The 14165-nt window shown below is 70.7% G+C and carries 15 protein-coding genes and 1 pseudogene; 8 read left to right on the forward strand and 8 right to left on the reverse strand.

Features of this window, described 5'->3' with window-relative positions; genetic code table 11:
- Positions 1–193: 193 nt before the first annotated feature.
- Positions 194–349, forward strand: coding sequence for a hypothetical protein (locus HUT19_RS05015; protein WP_176179273.1), 156 nt, complete (start codon positions 194–196; stop codon positions 347–349).
- A 21-nt stretch (positions 350–370) separates the two neighbouring features.
- On the opposite strand, the gene HUT19_RS05020 is transcribed toward HUT19_RS05015, so the two are convergent.
- The 5 genes from HUT19_RS05020 to HUT19_RS05040 all read right to left on the reverse strand — a co-directional run bounded on the left by HUT19_RS05020 (position 371) and on the right by HUT19_RS05040 (position 4846).
- Positions 371–1807 carry a cytochrome P450 gene (locus HUT19_RS05020; protein ID WP_254886120.1) on the reverse strand — a complete coding sequence of 479 codons (1437 nt, stop codon included), beginning with the start codon at positions 1805–1807 and terminating at the stop codon, positions 371–373.
- A gap of 77 nt (positions 1808–1884) precedes the next feature.
- A complete protein-coding gene (locus HUT19_RS05025; protein WP_254885445.1) occupies positions 1885–2544 on the reverse strand; it encodes an ATP/GTP-binding protein in 660 nt (219 codons plus the stop codon).
- Positions 2525–2899, reverse strand: a complete 375-nt coding sequence (locus HUT19_RS05030) for a DUF742 domain-containing protein (RefSeq protein WP_176179275.1) — start codon at positions 2897–2899, stop codon at positions 2525–2527. The genes HUT19_RS05025 and HUT19_RS05030 overlap by 20 nt, the downstream gene beginning before the upstream one ends.
- The gene (locus HUT19_RS05035) at positions 2896–3312 is read right to left on the reverse strand and encodes a roadblock/LC7 domain-containing protein (protein WP_176179276.1); all 417 of its coding nucleotides are present in this window, start codon (positions 3310–3312) and stop codon (positions 2896–2898) included. The genes HUT19_RS05030 and HUT19_RS05035 overlap by 4 nt, the downstream gene beginning before the upstream one ends.
- On the reverse strand, positions 3305–4846 hold the full coding sequence (locus tag HUT19_RS05040) for an ATP-binding protein (RefSeq protein WP_176179277.1): 1542 nt from the start codon (positions 4844–4846) through the stop codon (positions 3305–3307). Before HUT19_RS05040 ends, HUT19_RS05035 begins: the two co-directional genes overlap by 8 nt.
- Positions 4847–5148: 302 nt before the next feature.
- On the opposite strand from HUT19_RS05040, the gene HUT19_RS05045 reads away from it, so the two are divergent.
- Complete coding sequence (locus HUT19_RS05045; RefSeq protein ID WP_176186495.1) at positions 5149–5850, forward strand: 1-acyl-sn-glycerol-3-phosphate acyltransferase; 702 nt, start codon at positions 5149–5151, stop codon at positions 5848–5850.
- 63 nt (positions 5851–5913) lie between these two features.
- Positions 5914–6969 (forward strand): NAD(P)-dependent oxidoreductase, encoded by a 1056-nt coding sequence (locus HUT19_RS05050; protein ID WP_176179278.1) that lies wholly within the window; start codon positions 5914–5916, stop codon positions 6967–6969.
- 66 nt (positions 6970–7035) lie between these two features.
- On the opposite strand, the gene HUT19_RS05055 is transcribed toward HUT19_RS05050, so the two are convergent.
- Positions 7036–8643 carry an alpha/beta hydrolase gene (locus HUT19_RS05055; RefSeq protein WP_176186498.1) on the reverse strand — a complete coding sequence of 536 codons (1608 nt, stop codon included), beginning with the start codon at positions 8641–8643 and terminating at the stop codon, positions 7036–7038.
- A gap of 385 nt (positions 8644–9028) precedes the next feature.
- Between HUT19_RS05055 and HUT19_RS05060 the strand changes: the two genes are divergently transcribed.
- The gene (locus HUT19_RS05060) at positions 9029–9988 is read left to right on the forward strand and encodes a M28 family metallopeptidase (protein ID WP_176179279.1); all 960 of its coding nucleotides are present in this window, start codon (positions 9029–9031) and stop codon (positions 9986–9988) included.
- Between the two features lie 36 nt (positions 9989–10024).
- On the opposite strand, the gene HUT19_RS05065 is transcribed toward HUT19_RS05060, so the two are convergent.
- Positions 10025–10327 carry a type II toxin-antitoxin system Phd/YefM family antitoxin gene (locus HUT19_RS05065; protein WP_176179280.1) on the reverse strand — a complete coding sequence of 101 codons (303 nt, stop codon included), beginning with the start codon at positions 10325–10327 and terminating at the stop codon, positions 10025–10027.
- Between the two features lie 75 nt (positions 10328–10402).
- On the opposite strand from HUT19_RS05065, the gene HUT19_RS05070 reads away from it, so the two are divergent.
- The 4 genes from HUT19_RS05070 to HUT19_RS05085 all read left to right on the forward strand — a co-directional run bounded on the left by HUT19_RS05070 (position 10403) and on the right by HUT19_RS05085 (position 12563).
- Positions 10403–11038, forward strand: a complete 636-nt coding sequence (locus HUT19_RS05070; RefSeq protein ID WP_176179281.1) for an ATP-dependent Clp protease proteolytic subunit — start codon at positions 10403–10405, stop codon at positions 11036–11038.
- 6 nt (positions 11039–11044) lie between these two features.
- Positions 11045–11353: a hypothetical protein gene (locus HUT19_RS05075; RefSeq protein ID WP_176179282.1), complete on the forward strand. Its 309-nt coding sequence runs from the start codon at positions 11045–11047 to the stop codon at positions 11351–11353.
- Between the two features lie 270 nt (positions 11354–11623).
- Positions 11624–12097 (forward strand): C40 family peptidase, encoded by a 474-nt coding sequence (locus HUT19_RS05080; RefSeq protein ID WP_176179283.1) that lies wholly within the window; start codon positions 11624–11626, stop codon positions 12095–12097.
- 76 nt (positions 12098–12173) lie between these two features.
- Complete coding sequence (locus HUT19_RS05085; RefSeq protein ID WP_176179284.1) at positions 12174–12563, forward strand: VOC family protein; 390 nt, start codon at positions 12174–12176, stop codon at positions 12561–12563.
- 38 nt (positions 12564–12601) lie between these two features.
- On the opposite strand, the pseudogene HUT19_RS05090 reads toward HUT19_RS05085, so the two are convergent.
- Positions 12602–13643, reverse strand: a pseudogene (locus HUT19_RS05090) (IS30 family transposase).
- Between the last annotated feature and the right edge of the window lie 522 nt (positions 13644–14165).

Genomic DNA, 14165 nt, shown 5'->3' on the forward strand with positions numbered 1-14165 from the left:
TCGTCTGCGGCCGCGTTGTGGCTGGTGGCGCGGCTCCCCGCGCCCCTTCGGAGCGCAACCGAACCGCACCGGACCTGAGCGAGGCAGCTCAGGCCGCTGGCGGCCCGGTCCCGGCCGCGAGACGATATGTCCCGGCCCGTGGCGGCCGTGGTCCCGACGATGGGTCGTCGGAACCACCGTGAGGAGGTCGGGGATGCCCGGATCCACGAAGGCGATGACGGTGTGCACGGTGGGGGGCCTGGTGCTGGTGACGGCCTACACCGTGGCCCTGGGCAGCAATGGCTGGCTCTGGTTCGGCTGGGTGGTGCTCGGCCTGCTGACCGTGGGGGTGGTGCTGGCGCGGACCTGAGCGGACGGCGTCCCCCAGCCGTCAGCCCCGGCCGCCAAAGTCCACGGAACGGGCCGCATCCGCGGACGGCGCCGAAGCCGCGGGACGGCCCAGCAGCCGCCGCCACAGCGAGCGCCACCACGGCACGGAAGGCGGTGTCTCCGGTTCCGCCACCGGCGGCCGCGGGGCCGCGGGCGGTTCTTCCTCGCGCAGCCAGCGCGCCCGGATCTCGGGCGAGAGCGTGGTGCCCGAGGTGTCCTCCATGATGTCGGGCCGGGCGCGGCGCGGGGTGAACTCGGCGGGCAGTGTCTCCAGCCGCCGGGAGATCCAGGTGGCGTGCCAGCTCAACTCGGACTCCGGTACGGCCAGCCGGACATCGGGCAGCCGCAGCAGCAGGGTGTCGATGGCGGTGTCGGTGATGGCACGGCCGATGTCCTGTCCGGGGCACTCGTGCGGGCCGCCGCTGAAGGACAGATGGGAGCGGTTGCCGTACATGGGGGCGCCGAGGTCGGGGCGGATGGCCGGGTCGACGTTCCCGGCGGCCAGCCCCAGCAGCAGCATGTCCCCCGACTTGATGTGCTGACCGCCCAGTTCGGTGTCCCCGGTGGCCCAGCGGCCGGGGATGACCGTGAGCGGCGGTTCGTTCCACAGCACGTGCTCGATGGCGTCCGGCAGGGTCATATGGCCACCGGCCAGCGAGGCGCGGAAGCGCGGGTCGGTGAGGACCATGCGCAGGGTGTTGGCCATCAGATTGGTGGTGGTCTCGTTCCCGGTGAGCAGCACCAGCCGCAGATGCTGGACCACCTCCTCCTCGGTGAGGTCCGAGGGGTGGGCCAGCAGCCAGGACGCCAGGTCCTCGGCGGGCGCGGCCCGTCTGCGGTCCACCAGGCTCTGGATGGCCTCGGTGACGTACGCGTCGCTGCGCAGCGCGGTGTCGGTGCCCTGCATCAGGTCCCGGGTGGCGGCGACCAGCCGCGGGCCGTACTCGTCGGGCATCCCGAGCAGATGGGTGAGGACCAGCATGGGCAACTGCTGGGCGAAGCCCGCCACCAGGTCGGCCTCGCCGTCCGCGCAGAAGTCGTTGACCAGTTGGTGGGTAAAGCGGGTGATGTGGCGGCGGATCCCGCGGCGGTCGAGGCGGCCCATGGATTCGGTGAGCGCCGCCCGCAGCCGCTCGTGCTCGTCACCGTCGGCGAAGGTGCACATGGGCTGCCAGCCGACCACGGGCAGCAGCGGGGAGTCGGGCGGCAGCATCCCCTCCTTCCAGGCGTACCAGTGCCGGGAGTCGCGGGAGAAGCGGGAGGGGGTGCGGGTGACCTCCAGGTTCTCGCGGTAGCCGAGCAGCAGCCAGGCCGGTACGTCGCCGTCGAGCCGGACAGGTGCCACCGCCCCGTACTCGGTGCGCAGCCGCTCGTACAGGCCCATGGGGTCCTTCGCGTTCTCCGGCCCGAAGAGATCCGTCGTGGCGCCCTCGGACATCAGGGCGTGGGCGGGGCATTCGACGGGTGGCGCGGCCGGGTGCGCGGTGCCGGTGCCGGGGTGATCGGCGGGAAGGGTCACGGTGTCTCCGGGGTCATGGTGGTGAGGGCTTGCAGATAGCTCACGAGGGTGATGAGGGTGTCGCGGCTGGAGCCGCGGTCGCGGGCATCGCAGTCGATCATCGGGACGTCGTCGGACAGGTCCAGGGCCGCGCGCAGCTCCGTCATGGGGTACACGGGCGCCTCGGGGAAGGCGTTGACCGCCACCACGAACGGCACTCCGCGCTCCTCGAGCCGGCCGACCACGTCAAAGCTGACCTCGAGCCTGCGGGTGTCGAGGAGGACCACGGCGCCGAGCGCGCCCTCGAAGAGGCCGTTCCACAGGAACCAGAAGCGTTCCTGGCCGGGGGTGCCGAAGAGATAGAGCACCAGCCGTTCGTTGAGGCTGATCCGGCCGAAGTCCATGGCCACGGTGGTCTCGGTCTTGCGCTCCACCCCGGCGAGGTCGTCGACGCCGACCCCGGCCTGGGTCATGGTCTCCTCGGTGGTCAGCGGGCGGATCTCGCTCACCGAGCCGACCATGGTCGTCTTGCCGACGCCGAACCCTCCGACGATCACCACCTTGACGGCCGCCGCCGCGGAGGCGGGGAGGGTGTCCTCGCTGCGCGGCCCGACGATCCCGCCGATGCCGCCGCTTCCCCCGATGTTGCCGCTTCCGTCAGAGATTTTGTAGTCCATGCATCACCGCCTGGAGCAGTTCGGGGTCGGGCAGCACGGCGGCGGGGACCGGCGCCCGCGCTTCCACCTGGTGGTCCCTGAGCAGTCCCGCGAGGATCACGGAGACGGTGGAGACGGGCAGCACCAGATACGCGGAGATCTCCGCCACGGAGAGCGGGAACTGACACATCCTCAGCACCGCGGCGATCTCGGGCTGCATCCCGGGTTCCGGTTCGACCCGCGCCACGATCAGGCTGACCAGTTCGACGGTGGTCCGGTCGGGCTGGTGCGCACGGCCACGGGTGACGGTGTACAGCCGCTCGGGGCCGCCCTCGTCCCATCCCTTGTCCGGCCCGCCCCTGTCCGGCCCGGTCATGTCAGCCCGTCGACACGGGGCGGGCTGCTCAGATGTTCTCCGAGCCGGGCGACCAGGTCTCTCATGCACTGGCCCATCAGCCCCGCGTCCACACTCTCCTCGGCGAGCACCGCGAGGTACGAGCTGACTCCGGCGGCCATCAGATAGAAGAACCCGCCGCCGACCTCGATGACCACCAGCCGCATCCGCCCGTCGCCTTCGGGGAATTCGGCGGCGATGGCGGTCGACAGGCTCTGCAGTCCCGCGCAGGCGGCGGCCAGCCGGTCGGCGGTGTCGTCGTCGGTCCCGACCTGCGCCATGCACAGGCCGTCCGAGGAGAGCAGGACCACGTGGCGGGTCTGGGGAACGCTGGACGCCAGGTCCCGGAGCATCCAGTCCATGTTGAACCGCGCTTGCCTCACTTGGCTATTCATCCTTGTTCGAGGGGGCTGAGGGGTCTGAGGAACCGCAGGGGCCCGAGGGGGGCGACGTGGTGTCCGTGTCGCCGGCGGAGTCCGCGGGCTCACCGGAGAGGCCCTTGTGGAACGCGGCCAGCCACATCCCCGGCTGCACCCGCGGCGTGGCCGGTGCGGCGGGCCGGGCGGCGGCGGGCGCGGAGGCCGCGGGCGGTGCGTCGACCCGGATGGGGGGCGTCACGACCGGCATCCGGCGGCGGCGCTGCGGCAGTCCGGCGCCGTTCTGGCGGAACCCGGGGTGGTCCGGGGCGGGTTTGGCGGCCCGCGCGGGCATCGGTGTCGGCGTCGCGCGTTTGACCGGCTTGGGCGGCGGCAGCTTGGCGGCGCGGGCGATGGCTCCGCCGGGCGCGGGGGTGGGGCAGGTGATGTCCTGCGGTACCACCAGCACGGCGCGCACCCCGCCGTACGCCGAGGGCCGCAGGGAGATCTGGAACCGGTACTTCAGCGCGAGCCGCCCGACCACGGCGAGGCCCAGCCGGGGTGTCTCGCCCAGGTCGTTGAGGTCCAGTCCGGTCGACGCCTGGGCCAGCACCAGTTCGGTGCGGCGGCGCGCTTCGGCGGACAGCCCGACCCCGGCGTCCTCGATCTCGATGGCGATGCCCGACTGGACCTCGATGGCGGTGAGATGCACCCGGGTCTTGGGCGGTGAGTAGCGGGTGGCGTTGTCCAGCAGTTCGGCCAGAGCGTGGATCAGCGGCTCCACCGAGGGTCCGACGATGGCGACGTCCGCGACCGAGTGCAGATCCACCCGCTGGTACTCGAGGATGCGCGACATGGCACCGCGGAGCACATTGAACAGCGGCACCTCCTTCTGCCACTGGCGCCCCGGGCGGGAGCCGCCCAGCACCGCGATACTGTCCGCCAGCCTGCCGACCAGGGCGTTGCCGTGGTCGATATGGAGCAGGTCCTCGAAGACCTCGGGGTCCGCGCCGTGCTTGTCCTCCAGCTCCCGCAGGTCCTGGGCCTGTTGGTGGACGATGGCCTGCACCCGGCGGGCGATGTTGACGAACGCCCGCTGTGCGGCGTCCCGCAGGTCCTCCTCGGCCCGCACGGTCTCCAGCACCGCGCGCAGCAGGGCCCGGTGAGCGGATTCGAAGTCGGGGTCGAGGTCGGGCGCGTGGTCGATGTCCTTCATGACCTCGTCGACCATGCTGCCGCGCTGCAACCGGGCCACCGCGGCGGGCAGCAGATCGCGGGCCAGCCGCCGGGTCTCCTCCTCCTGTTCCACCAGCCGGCGGCGGAGTCCGTCCTCCTGGGCGGCGAAGCGTTCGCGCAGGGTGGCGATGAGACGGCCACGGCGCATCGACTCGGCCGCCGCCACGGCCACCACCAGCGTCGCCACCACCCCGCACCAGGCGACCGCCGTACGTGCCCCGGCCGGAACCGCGGCCACGGCGAGGGCCGTGCAGGCCGCCGTCGCGGCGGGAGGAAGGACCCACAGGAGCGCGGAGGCGGGCCGTCGGCCTCCGGGTGAGGCGCCAGCGAAAACCATTGGCTTCCTTAATAAGAGCGGAAGAAAATGCGTGCGAGGAGCTCGCTATGGGCCCTGGAGCATAGCGCTTTCATCGGACATCAAGACGAAGATGCTTTTTTCTCGGAATTGCACTGGAGAGCGAATTCAGTCAGCGCGAAGAATCGATCAGATTCATTCAGCTTCCTCTGCGCCTCGAAACCCCACACCCGTAAAAGGCGGTTCATTCCCGATGATTACGGACATTGCGGCGTGACTCCCCGAGGGGGTACCCGGGTTGTAGAGTCGGTCGGTTGGCCACAAAGGTGTGGAGGGCGGTCGCCGTGTTCTACCAGATGCTCAAATACGTGCTGTTGGGGCCGTTGCTGAGGCTTCTCTTCCGGCCCCGGGTGGAGGGGATCGAGCACATCCCGGCCGAGGGCGCCGCCATCGTCGCCGGGAATCACCTGTCGTTCTCCGATCATTTTCTGATGCCCGCGATCGTGCCGCGCCGCATCACCTTCCTCGCCAAGGCGGAGTACTTCACCGGGCGGGGCCTCAAGGGGCGGCTGACGGCGGCGTTCTTCCGCGGCGCCGGTCAGATCCCGGTGGACCGCACCGGTGGCAAGGCGGCCGAGGCGGCGCTGCGCTCGGGGCTCGCGGTGCTGCGCAAGGGCCGGTTGCTGGGGATCTATCCGGAGGGCACCCGCTCGCACGACGGACGGCTCTACAAGGGGCGAACCGGGGTGGCGGCGATGGCGCTCACCGCCGGAGCGCCGGTGATCCCGTGTGCCATGGTGGGCACCTTCGAGATCCAGCCACCGGGGCGTCTGGTGCCCCGTATCCGCCGGGTGACCATCCGGTTCGGTGCACCGCTGGAGTTCTCGCGCTACGCCGGGCTGGAGGACGAGCGCACCGTACTGCGGGCCGTCACCGACGAGATCATGTACGAGATCCTGCGGCTGTCCGGACAGGAGTACGTCGACGCCTACGCCTCGGACGTCAAGGCCGAACGGTCCCGGCGGCACCCTCGCACACTGCGCTGACGGCGAATCTGCCACCGGCGAAGTGCCCTGGCCGCACCGCCCGGCGGACCGTAGCGTCCCGGCATGACCACAGGAGAGATATGTGTGATCGGGGCGACGGGGCAGATCGGACGGGCGGCGGTGCGGGCGCTGGCCGCCGAGGGCCTGCGGGTGCGGGCCGCCTCCCGCGGCGGGGGCCGTGACGAACGCTGGCCCGAGGACGTGGTGAGCGTGGCCCTGGACCGGGAGGACGACGCGGCGGTGGCCGCGCTGGTCGGGGACGGCTGCGATGTGCTGCTGGACTGTGTCGCCTACGACCGGGCGCACGCTCGGCAGTTGCTGGGCCTCGCGGACCGGATCGGTTCAGCTGTGGTGATCTCCAGCGGCGCGGTGTACGAGGACGACCGGGGGCGCGGCTTCGGGACAATGGGCCGGCCGGACGGTGCCCCGGTCTACCCGGTGCCGATCCCCGAGTCCCAGCGCACCGTGCCCCCGGGGGACACCGCCGGGACCCGCAAGATCGCCCTGGAGCGGGAGTTGCTGGCCGCGGGCGACCGGCTGCCGGTCACGCTGCTGCGGGCGGGGGCGATCCACGGTCCGCACTGCCGTACCCCGCGGGAGCTGTACTTCGTCAAGCGGGTGCTCGACGGACGGCCGGTGCGCGTCCTGGCGTACGGCGGCCGCAGCCGGTTCCACCCGGTGCACGTGGACAATCTCGCGGAGCTGGTGCGGCTGGCCGCCCAGCGGCCCGGGTCGCGGGTGCTCAACGCGGGTGATCCGCAGGCGCCGACGGTGGCCGACATCGCCGCCGCGGTGGACGCCGTGATGGGGGCGCGCAGTGAGCTGGTGCTGATCGACGGCGAACCGCCGAGCCCGCAGGTGGGCATCACCCCGTGGAGCACCCCCCACCCGGTGATCTACGACATGACGGCGGCGGAGCGGGAGTTGGGCTACCGCCCGGTGACCGGATACGCCGAGTCGCTGCCGGAGACGGTGGAGTGGCTGGCCCGGCGGCTCACGGACCGCGGGGGGTGGCCCGCCGCGTTCCCGGAGATGGCCGCGGTCTACGGGCCGAAGGTCGATCTGTTCGACTACGCGGCCGAGGACGCGTGGCTGGGCACGCACGGCCGAGCCGTCTGACCACCGGAACGGGACCGGGCCCGGTTCCGTACGCGCCGACACGTACGGAACCGAACCCGGAGGCCGTCACTTGACGGCGGTGGCCTTCGCGGCCTTCGCCGCCCGGGCCGCCCTGGCGGCCGAGCCGGACGTCGCGGGCACCGGCGTGGCGTGCGGACCGCACGTCACGTCCTTGGCGTCCACCGTGCCCTTGAGCAGGTAGGCGTCCACCCGGTCATTGATGCACGCGTTGACCAGACCGGTGACACCGTGCGAACCGGCGTCCTTCTCGGTGATCAGGCGCGAGCCCTTGAGCCGCTTGTGCAGCTCCACGGCGCCGTCGTACGGGGTCGCGGCGTCGCGGGTGCTCTGCACGATGAGGGTCTTGGGCAGGCCCTTGGCCGCACCCACCTCCAGCGGGGTGTGCTGCTTGGCACCCCAGGTGGCGCACGGCAGGTTCATCCAGGCGTTGGACCAGGTCAGGAAGGGGTAGTCCCGGTGCAGCCGGGTGTTGTCCCGGTCCCACTTGGCCCAGCTGGTCGGCCACTTGGTGTCGGCGCACTCCACCGCGGTGTAGACGGCGTTGCCGTTCTCCGCGGAGATGTTGCCCGCGGTGTCGGACATGTCCGGGCCCGCGGCCTCGATCAGCGGCTTGTTGTCACCGGCGAGGTAGGCGCTCCACACCTGGGCGACCTGGGTCCACGAGGAGTCGTAGTACGGCGCGCTCTGGAAGAAGCCGAGCAGTTCGGCCGGGCCCACGACCCCGCCGATGGGGCTCTTCTTGGCGGTCGCGCGCAGTGTGTCCCACTGCTTCTGGACCTTGGCCGAGGTGTTGCCGATGTGGTAGGCGGCGTCGTTCTTGGCGACCCACGCCTTCCAGTCGTTCCAGCGCATCTCGAAGGCGACGTCCTGGTCCAGGTTGGCCTGGTACCAGATCTTCTCCCGCGAGGGGTTGACCACGCTGTCGACGATCAGCCGACGCACATGGTCCGGGAACAGCGTCGCGTAGACCCCGCCGATGTACGTGCCGTAGGACACGCCCAGGTAGTTGAGCTTCTTGTCGCCGAGCGCGGCCCGGATGACGTCGATGTCACGCGCGGTGTTCGGCGTCGTCATCTGGGGCAGCATCCAGCCGCTGCGCTCCTTGCAGCCCTGCGCGTACTCCTTGGCCAGCTTGCGCTGGACGCGCTTGTCCGCCTCGCTGTCGGGCACCGGGTCCAGCTTGGGCGCCTTCACGAACTCCTGCGGGTCCACACAGGAGATGGGGGCGGAGTGGCCGACACCGCGGGGGTCGAAGCCGACGAAGTCGTACGCCTTCGATGCCTTCGCCCACAGCGGGTTCTTGTTGGTGACCCGGGTCGGGAAGCGCATGCCCGAGCCGCCCGGACCGCCCGGGTTGTAGACCAGCGAGCCCTGGCGCTCGGAGGCCGAACCGGTGTTGCCGATACGGTCCACCGCGATCTTGATCTTGCGGCCATTGGGCTTGGCATAGTCCAGCGGCACGGTGACGTAGCCGCACTGGATGGGCTTGGCCAGGCCCCAGTCGGCCGGACAGTCCTTCCAGTCGATACCCTTCTTCGCGGCCTTGGCCGCGGCGATGGCAACACCGCGTGCCTCGGCGGCGCCGCCCGGCGTCCGCTCGGAGGCACCCGCGATGGGGGCGGCCAGCGCCCCGGTTATCAGCGCACCGGTCATCACACCACCGGCTACGCCGAAGAGTGCTGTGCGTCTCACGTAGTTATCCCCCTGCATGGTTGCGCCGCTTGTGGCGGCGATGATCACAGAGTGTCAGGAGGAATCTTGTGTCTGGCTTACCACCGAGTACAGGGCAAACCACCGTTTCTTTATCAACACGTGAACATCAGCCCAGGGGCACCACCCCTCCCGTCGCACGGCGTTCGATCGGTGTCAACGCCGGTGAGGCGGTGCGTTGTCGCAGGTCGGGCGGGGCACTCCGCTCGGCGGTGCAGCCCGTCCGATATCTGCCCTTGACGGAGGGCCCGTTGAGCGTCGATTCTCATGTGCGCACAAATGATCCACCGCTCCGCACCATCCCCCCACATCACTACGGAGCCCAACAGTGAAGCGAATAGTGCCCATCCGCCGTGGCGTGCTCGCGGCCGGAGCCAGTGCCGCCCTCGCCGGCGCCCTGCTGTCCGGCGCGTCGATGGCCCAGGCCACCATCTCCGACCCCACCGCCGCGGCGGCGCCCGACATTGATGTCGAGGCCGTCAAGGGAGACCTGAAGGAACTTCAGGCCATCGCGGACGCCAACGGCGGCAACCGCGCCCACGGCAAGCCCGGCTACAAGGCGTCCGTGGACTTCATCAAGAAGAAGCTGGACGACGCCGGGTTCAAGACCGCCATCCAGGAGTTCGACAACGGCGGGGCGAAGGGCTACAACCTCATCGCCGACTGGCCGGGCGGCAGCGAGGACAAGGTCGTCATGGCCGGGTCGCATCTGGACTCGGTCCCCGATGGCCCGGGAATCAACGACAACGGATCGGGCTCCGCCGCGATCCTGGAGGTCGCGCTCGCCGCGGCCAAGGCCGACCTCAAGCCCGCCAAGCACCTGCGGTTCGCCTGGTGGGGCGACGAGGAGGACGGCATGGTCGGCTCCACCCACTACGTGGAGAAGCTGGCGTCCGGCGACAAGTCGAAGATCGACTCGTATCTGAACTTCGACATGCTCGGCTCCCCCAACCCGGGGTACTTCGTCTACGACGACGACACCGAGCTGGAGAAGGTCTTCACGGACTGGTTCGCGGCCAAGGACATCAAGACCGACCCGGAGACCGAGGGCGACGGCCGCTCGGACCACGCGCCGTTCAAGGACGCGGGCGTGCGGGTCGGCGGTCTGTTCACCGGCGCCGAGGCCACCAAGAGCCAGGAGCAGGCGGACAAGTGGGGCGGCAAGGCGGGCGAGGCGTTCGACCCGTGCTACCACTCCGCGTGCGACAAGACGTCGAACATCGACGACAAGGCCCTGGACCTGAACAGCGACGCGATCGCCAACGCGATCTGGACGCTCAGCTCCTAGGCCCTGGTGGGGCCGGCCGGGTGCCGGCCTCGTAGCTCACTTCTCCTGGCCCGGTCGCCGATCCCCGGCGGCCGGGCCGCGGTGTTCGGCGGCGATGCCGAAGCGGCGTCGTTCGCCCTGAGCGGACGACGCGGACCGCACGCTGGAGACGGTACGAATCACCGACTCCTCCGCCTCCGTCCCGTTCTCCTCGAGTCGCTCCAGGTCAGCGGCGGAGACCAGGGCGACGAGCGGCTTCCCGTGGCGGGTGACGACCACCCTCTCCCCGCCGTACACCACGCGGTTGATCAGCTCAGCGAGCTCAGCACGGGCTTGCGTCACCGGAATCTCATAAGCCATGCTCACCATGATAACGAAATGTACGTCCTGTACATTTTATAGAGAGCGCCTTGCGAGCCGCCGAGAGGTGACGCCATGGAACGACCGACCGCGCGCCATGTCCTGCCCGAGTTCACCGAACGCACCAGCTCGGGCGCCCGCACCATGGATCCGTACGCCAAGCTCCTCGCCGAGCGCATCGTCTTCCTCGGCACCCCGGTCGACGACACCTCGGCCAACGATGTGATCGCCCAGCTTGTCCACCTCGAGCACACCGCCCCCGACCAGGACATCTCGCTGTACATCAACTCCCCCGGCGGCTCGTTCGCCGCCATGACGGCGATCTACGACACCCTGCGGTTCGTCCGCTGCGACATCCAGACGGTCTGCCTGGGCCAGGCCGCCTCCTCCGCCGCGGTGCTGCTCGCCGCGGGGACGCCGGGCAAACGCCTGGCGCTCCCCGGCGCCCGGGTCCTGCTCCACCAGGCCGCCTTCGGCGAGCCGGTCCAGGGCAGCACCTCCGATCTGGCGATCCAGGCCGCGGAGTTGCTGCGCAGCCAGGCGCTGCTGGAGGAGCTGCTGGCCCGCCACACCGGCCGGAGCGTCGAGGAGATCCGCGCCGATATCGACCGCGACCGGATCTTCGACGCCCCGGCCGCGGTGGCGTACGGGCTGGTGGACCGGCTCACCGAGAGCCGCGGCGGGCCGGACGCGGCCGACGGGGCCAGGTGAGCGGGGATGCTTCCGCCGGAGCTGCCCCCGCTGCCCGCGCTGACCCGCGCGGAGGGGAGCCTGGTCGACGCCTATCTGGAGACGGTCGACCTGCTCGGCCGGGTGAACCCGGCCCGCACCGGGGACACCTACGCCGGTCTGCGCGCCGCCCAGGCGCTGGTCGGCCGGGCCGTCGCACTGCGTGACGCGCTGGAGCTGATGCACCAGCGCGGGGAGAGCGCCCTGCACACCGCCACCCTGGCGCGGGCGCTGCGGGTGCTGGACGGGGAGCGGCGGGCCGGGCGGGTCACCCTGCCCCCGGCCCAGGGGAACTGAAAGGGTCGCCCGATCGGCGTAGCCGGAATTCGGGGAAGCGACCGCCGCCCACTTGCGCCCAGTGCCGCCGCATGGCGATGAAGCAGAGATCACCCCTGGTCAGGGCCGTGGGGATGAGGAGGGGCAGTCACCCGAACGGGCCAGCCGTGAGCACCGTCACATCTGGGCGTGCTGACGCGGAACCGGCCGCCGGGATGCGTGACGATCCCTGGGACGACAAGACCCCGCCGCAGTATCCGGGGCGGGGTCGGTTCATGAAGGGGGTGCGCGATGACTGCGCACATTCGGATCCCCAGGATGGTCTCCCGGGCGAGTGCCGTCTCCGCCCTCACCCTCGCCGCGGTCGGCAGCACCGTCGCGGCGCCGGGGTCGCCGCCGGAGGCGGAAGCGGCGACCGTCGCGGCCAGGGCGCTCCAGATCGCCGCGTCGAAGAAGGGCGCGCCCTATGTGCTCGGCGCGGCGGGACCGCACCGCTTCGACTGCTCGGGGCTGACGCAGTACGCGTACAAGCGGGCCGGGAAGCGGCTGCCGCGTACCGCGGCGGCGCAGTACAACCGGACGCGCCGTATAACGGCCTCCTCGCGCGCCCGTGGTGACCTGGTGTTCTTCCACGGCAGCGGCGGTGTTTACCACGTCGGCCTGTACGCGGGCGACGGCCGGATCTGGCACGCGCCCAAGACGGGCACCGTGGTGCGGCTGGAGCGGATCTGGACCCGGCAGGTCTCGTACGGCGAGGTGCGCTGATCCGGGCCGCGCTGTCGGTGGCCGGGAGTAGGTTGACGGGGCCGCGGAACCACCGCCCCGACCTTCGGAGACCTGCATGTCCTCCCTCAACCCGGTCCGGCACATCACCTTCGACGCCCATGATCCGTACCGGCTGGCGCAGTTCTGGTCACAGCTGACCGGCTACGCGCTGGAGGACTCGGACCCGGGCGATGACGAGGTGCTGATCGTGTCGGACCAACCCGGCGTCCCCGGCCTGCTGTTCCTGCGGGTCCCGGACGCCAAGACCGTCAAGAACCGTGTCCACCTCGACATCCAGCCGCCTTCGGGCACGCGGGACGCCGAGGTGGACCGGCTCATCGGGTTCGGCGCGAAGATCGTCGACGACCGGCGCACGGAGGACGGGCTGGGCTGGGTGGTGATGTCCGATCTCGAGGGCAATGAATTCTGTGTGGAGCGCAGCGCGGTGGAGCGCGGGCTGGCCTAGGGCTTGGATTCAAGGGGTCGTCGCAACACCACTTGGTTTCAGGTGGTGAGTAGATCACGTAGACGCTCGGCTGGGGTATCCCAGCCGAGCGTCTTGCGTGGGCGGCCGTTGAGTTCCTGGGCGACGTGTTCGAGGTCTTCGGGACTGTGGACGCTGAGGTCGGTGCCTTTCGGGAAGTACTGGCGCAGGAGGCCGTTGGTGTTCTCGTTCGAGCCGCGTTGCCAGGGGCTGGCGGGGTCGCAGAAGTAGACGGGCATGCCGGTGGCCATGCTGAACTGCTTGTGGCGTGCCATCTCGCTGCCCTGGTCCCAGGTGAGGGAGCCGCGCAGGTGGGCGGGCAGGGTCTGGATCGTGGCAACGAGGCCGTCGCGGACGGTCTCGGCGTCGTGGGCCCCGCCCGGCAGATGGACCAGCAGGGTGTAACGGGTGCTGCGCTCGACCAGGGTGGCGATCGCGGAGCGCCCGCCCGCGCCGATGATCAGGTCGCCTTCCCAGTGACCGGGCACGGCCCGGTCCTCGACGTCGGCGGGACGGTCGCTGATCATCACCATCGGGTCGATGAACCGGGGCGTGCGCCGCTGGGAGTCCCGGCGCGGTTTGCGGCGGGTCCGGCCGGAACGGATGGCGGCCTGCACTTCCCGCTTCAGGCCGCCGCGGGCCTGGAAATACAGTGCCTGGTAGACCGTCTCCACGCTCACCCGCATGCTCTCGTCGTCGGGATGCTCTCTCCGTAGAGCGTGGCAGATCTGTGCCGGTGACCACCGCTGGCGCAGTCCGTCCCGGACGAAGCGGCGCAGCCGTCCCTCGCGCAGCAAGTTTGCGCTCCTTGGGCCGGGGTCTGCGCGCTGCCGCTGCCCGGTGGGCGGCGTAGGGCTGGTAGCCCTCGCTGCCCGAGTTCGCGTCGATCTCCCGCTTGATGGTGCTCGCCGGCCGTCCCAGGACCCGTCCGATCGCCCTCAGCGACTGCCCCGCCGCGCGCAGATCGCGGATCTTCTCGCGCTCGGCGAGCGCTAGGAACCGCGGGTGAAGCTGCTTCTCCAGGGCCGTCAGGCCCACCGGTGCCGTGGTCACACCGCACATCGTGACGGTCCCGGTGCTGTAGTCGACACGGCGGCCGTCAGCGTAAGTGCGCGTGGTGCCGGTCTTCTTGACGCCCCAGTCCCAGTCCTTGGCCGTGCGCTCGTTCACCCCGACCTGCAGGGCCGCCACCCGAGGTGCGACACCGGCGGCCCGAAGCCGCTCGTACTCGTCGCGCCCGGGGTGCCGCCGAGGCAGGCGCACCGAGGTCCGTCCGGCCTTTCGGGCCCAGCCGAAGGCAGTGTTCCGGTTCACCCCCAGCTCACGCGCCACCACGGTCACGTTCCCCACGGCATCCAGCCGCGCAAGGAAACGCTCCCTCAACCCCGCAAGATCATCCCGTCCAACGGCCACGGTCCTCGCAACTCCCACAGATCGCGGGTGTTGCGAGGACCGTTAGAACCCAAGGGGAGCTTTCCCCGGGCAGGGGCCCGGGTCTTTCGCCACCTGGAGCGGGTGGGGGCGAGGCGCTAGCGTGAAACCGGTGCCGGCAGGGGGCCGGCCGGCACCGGGAGGGGGAGCGTG

This window comes from Streptomyces sp. NA02950, from assembly GCF_013364155.1.
Lineage (GTDB): Bacteria > Actinomycetota > Actinomycetes > Streptomycetales > Streptomycetaceae > Streptomyces.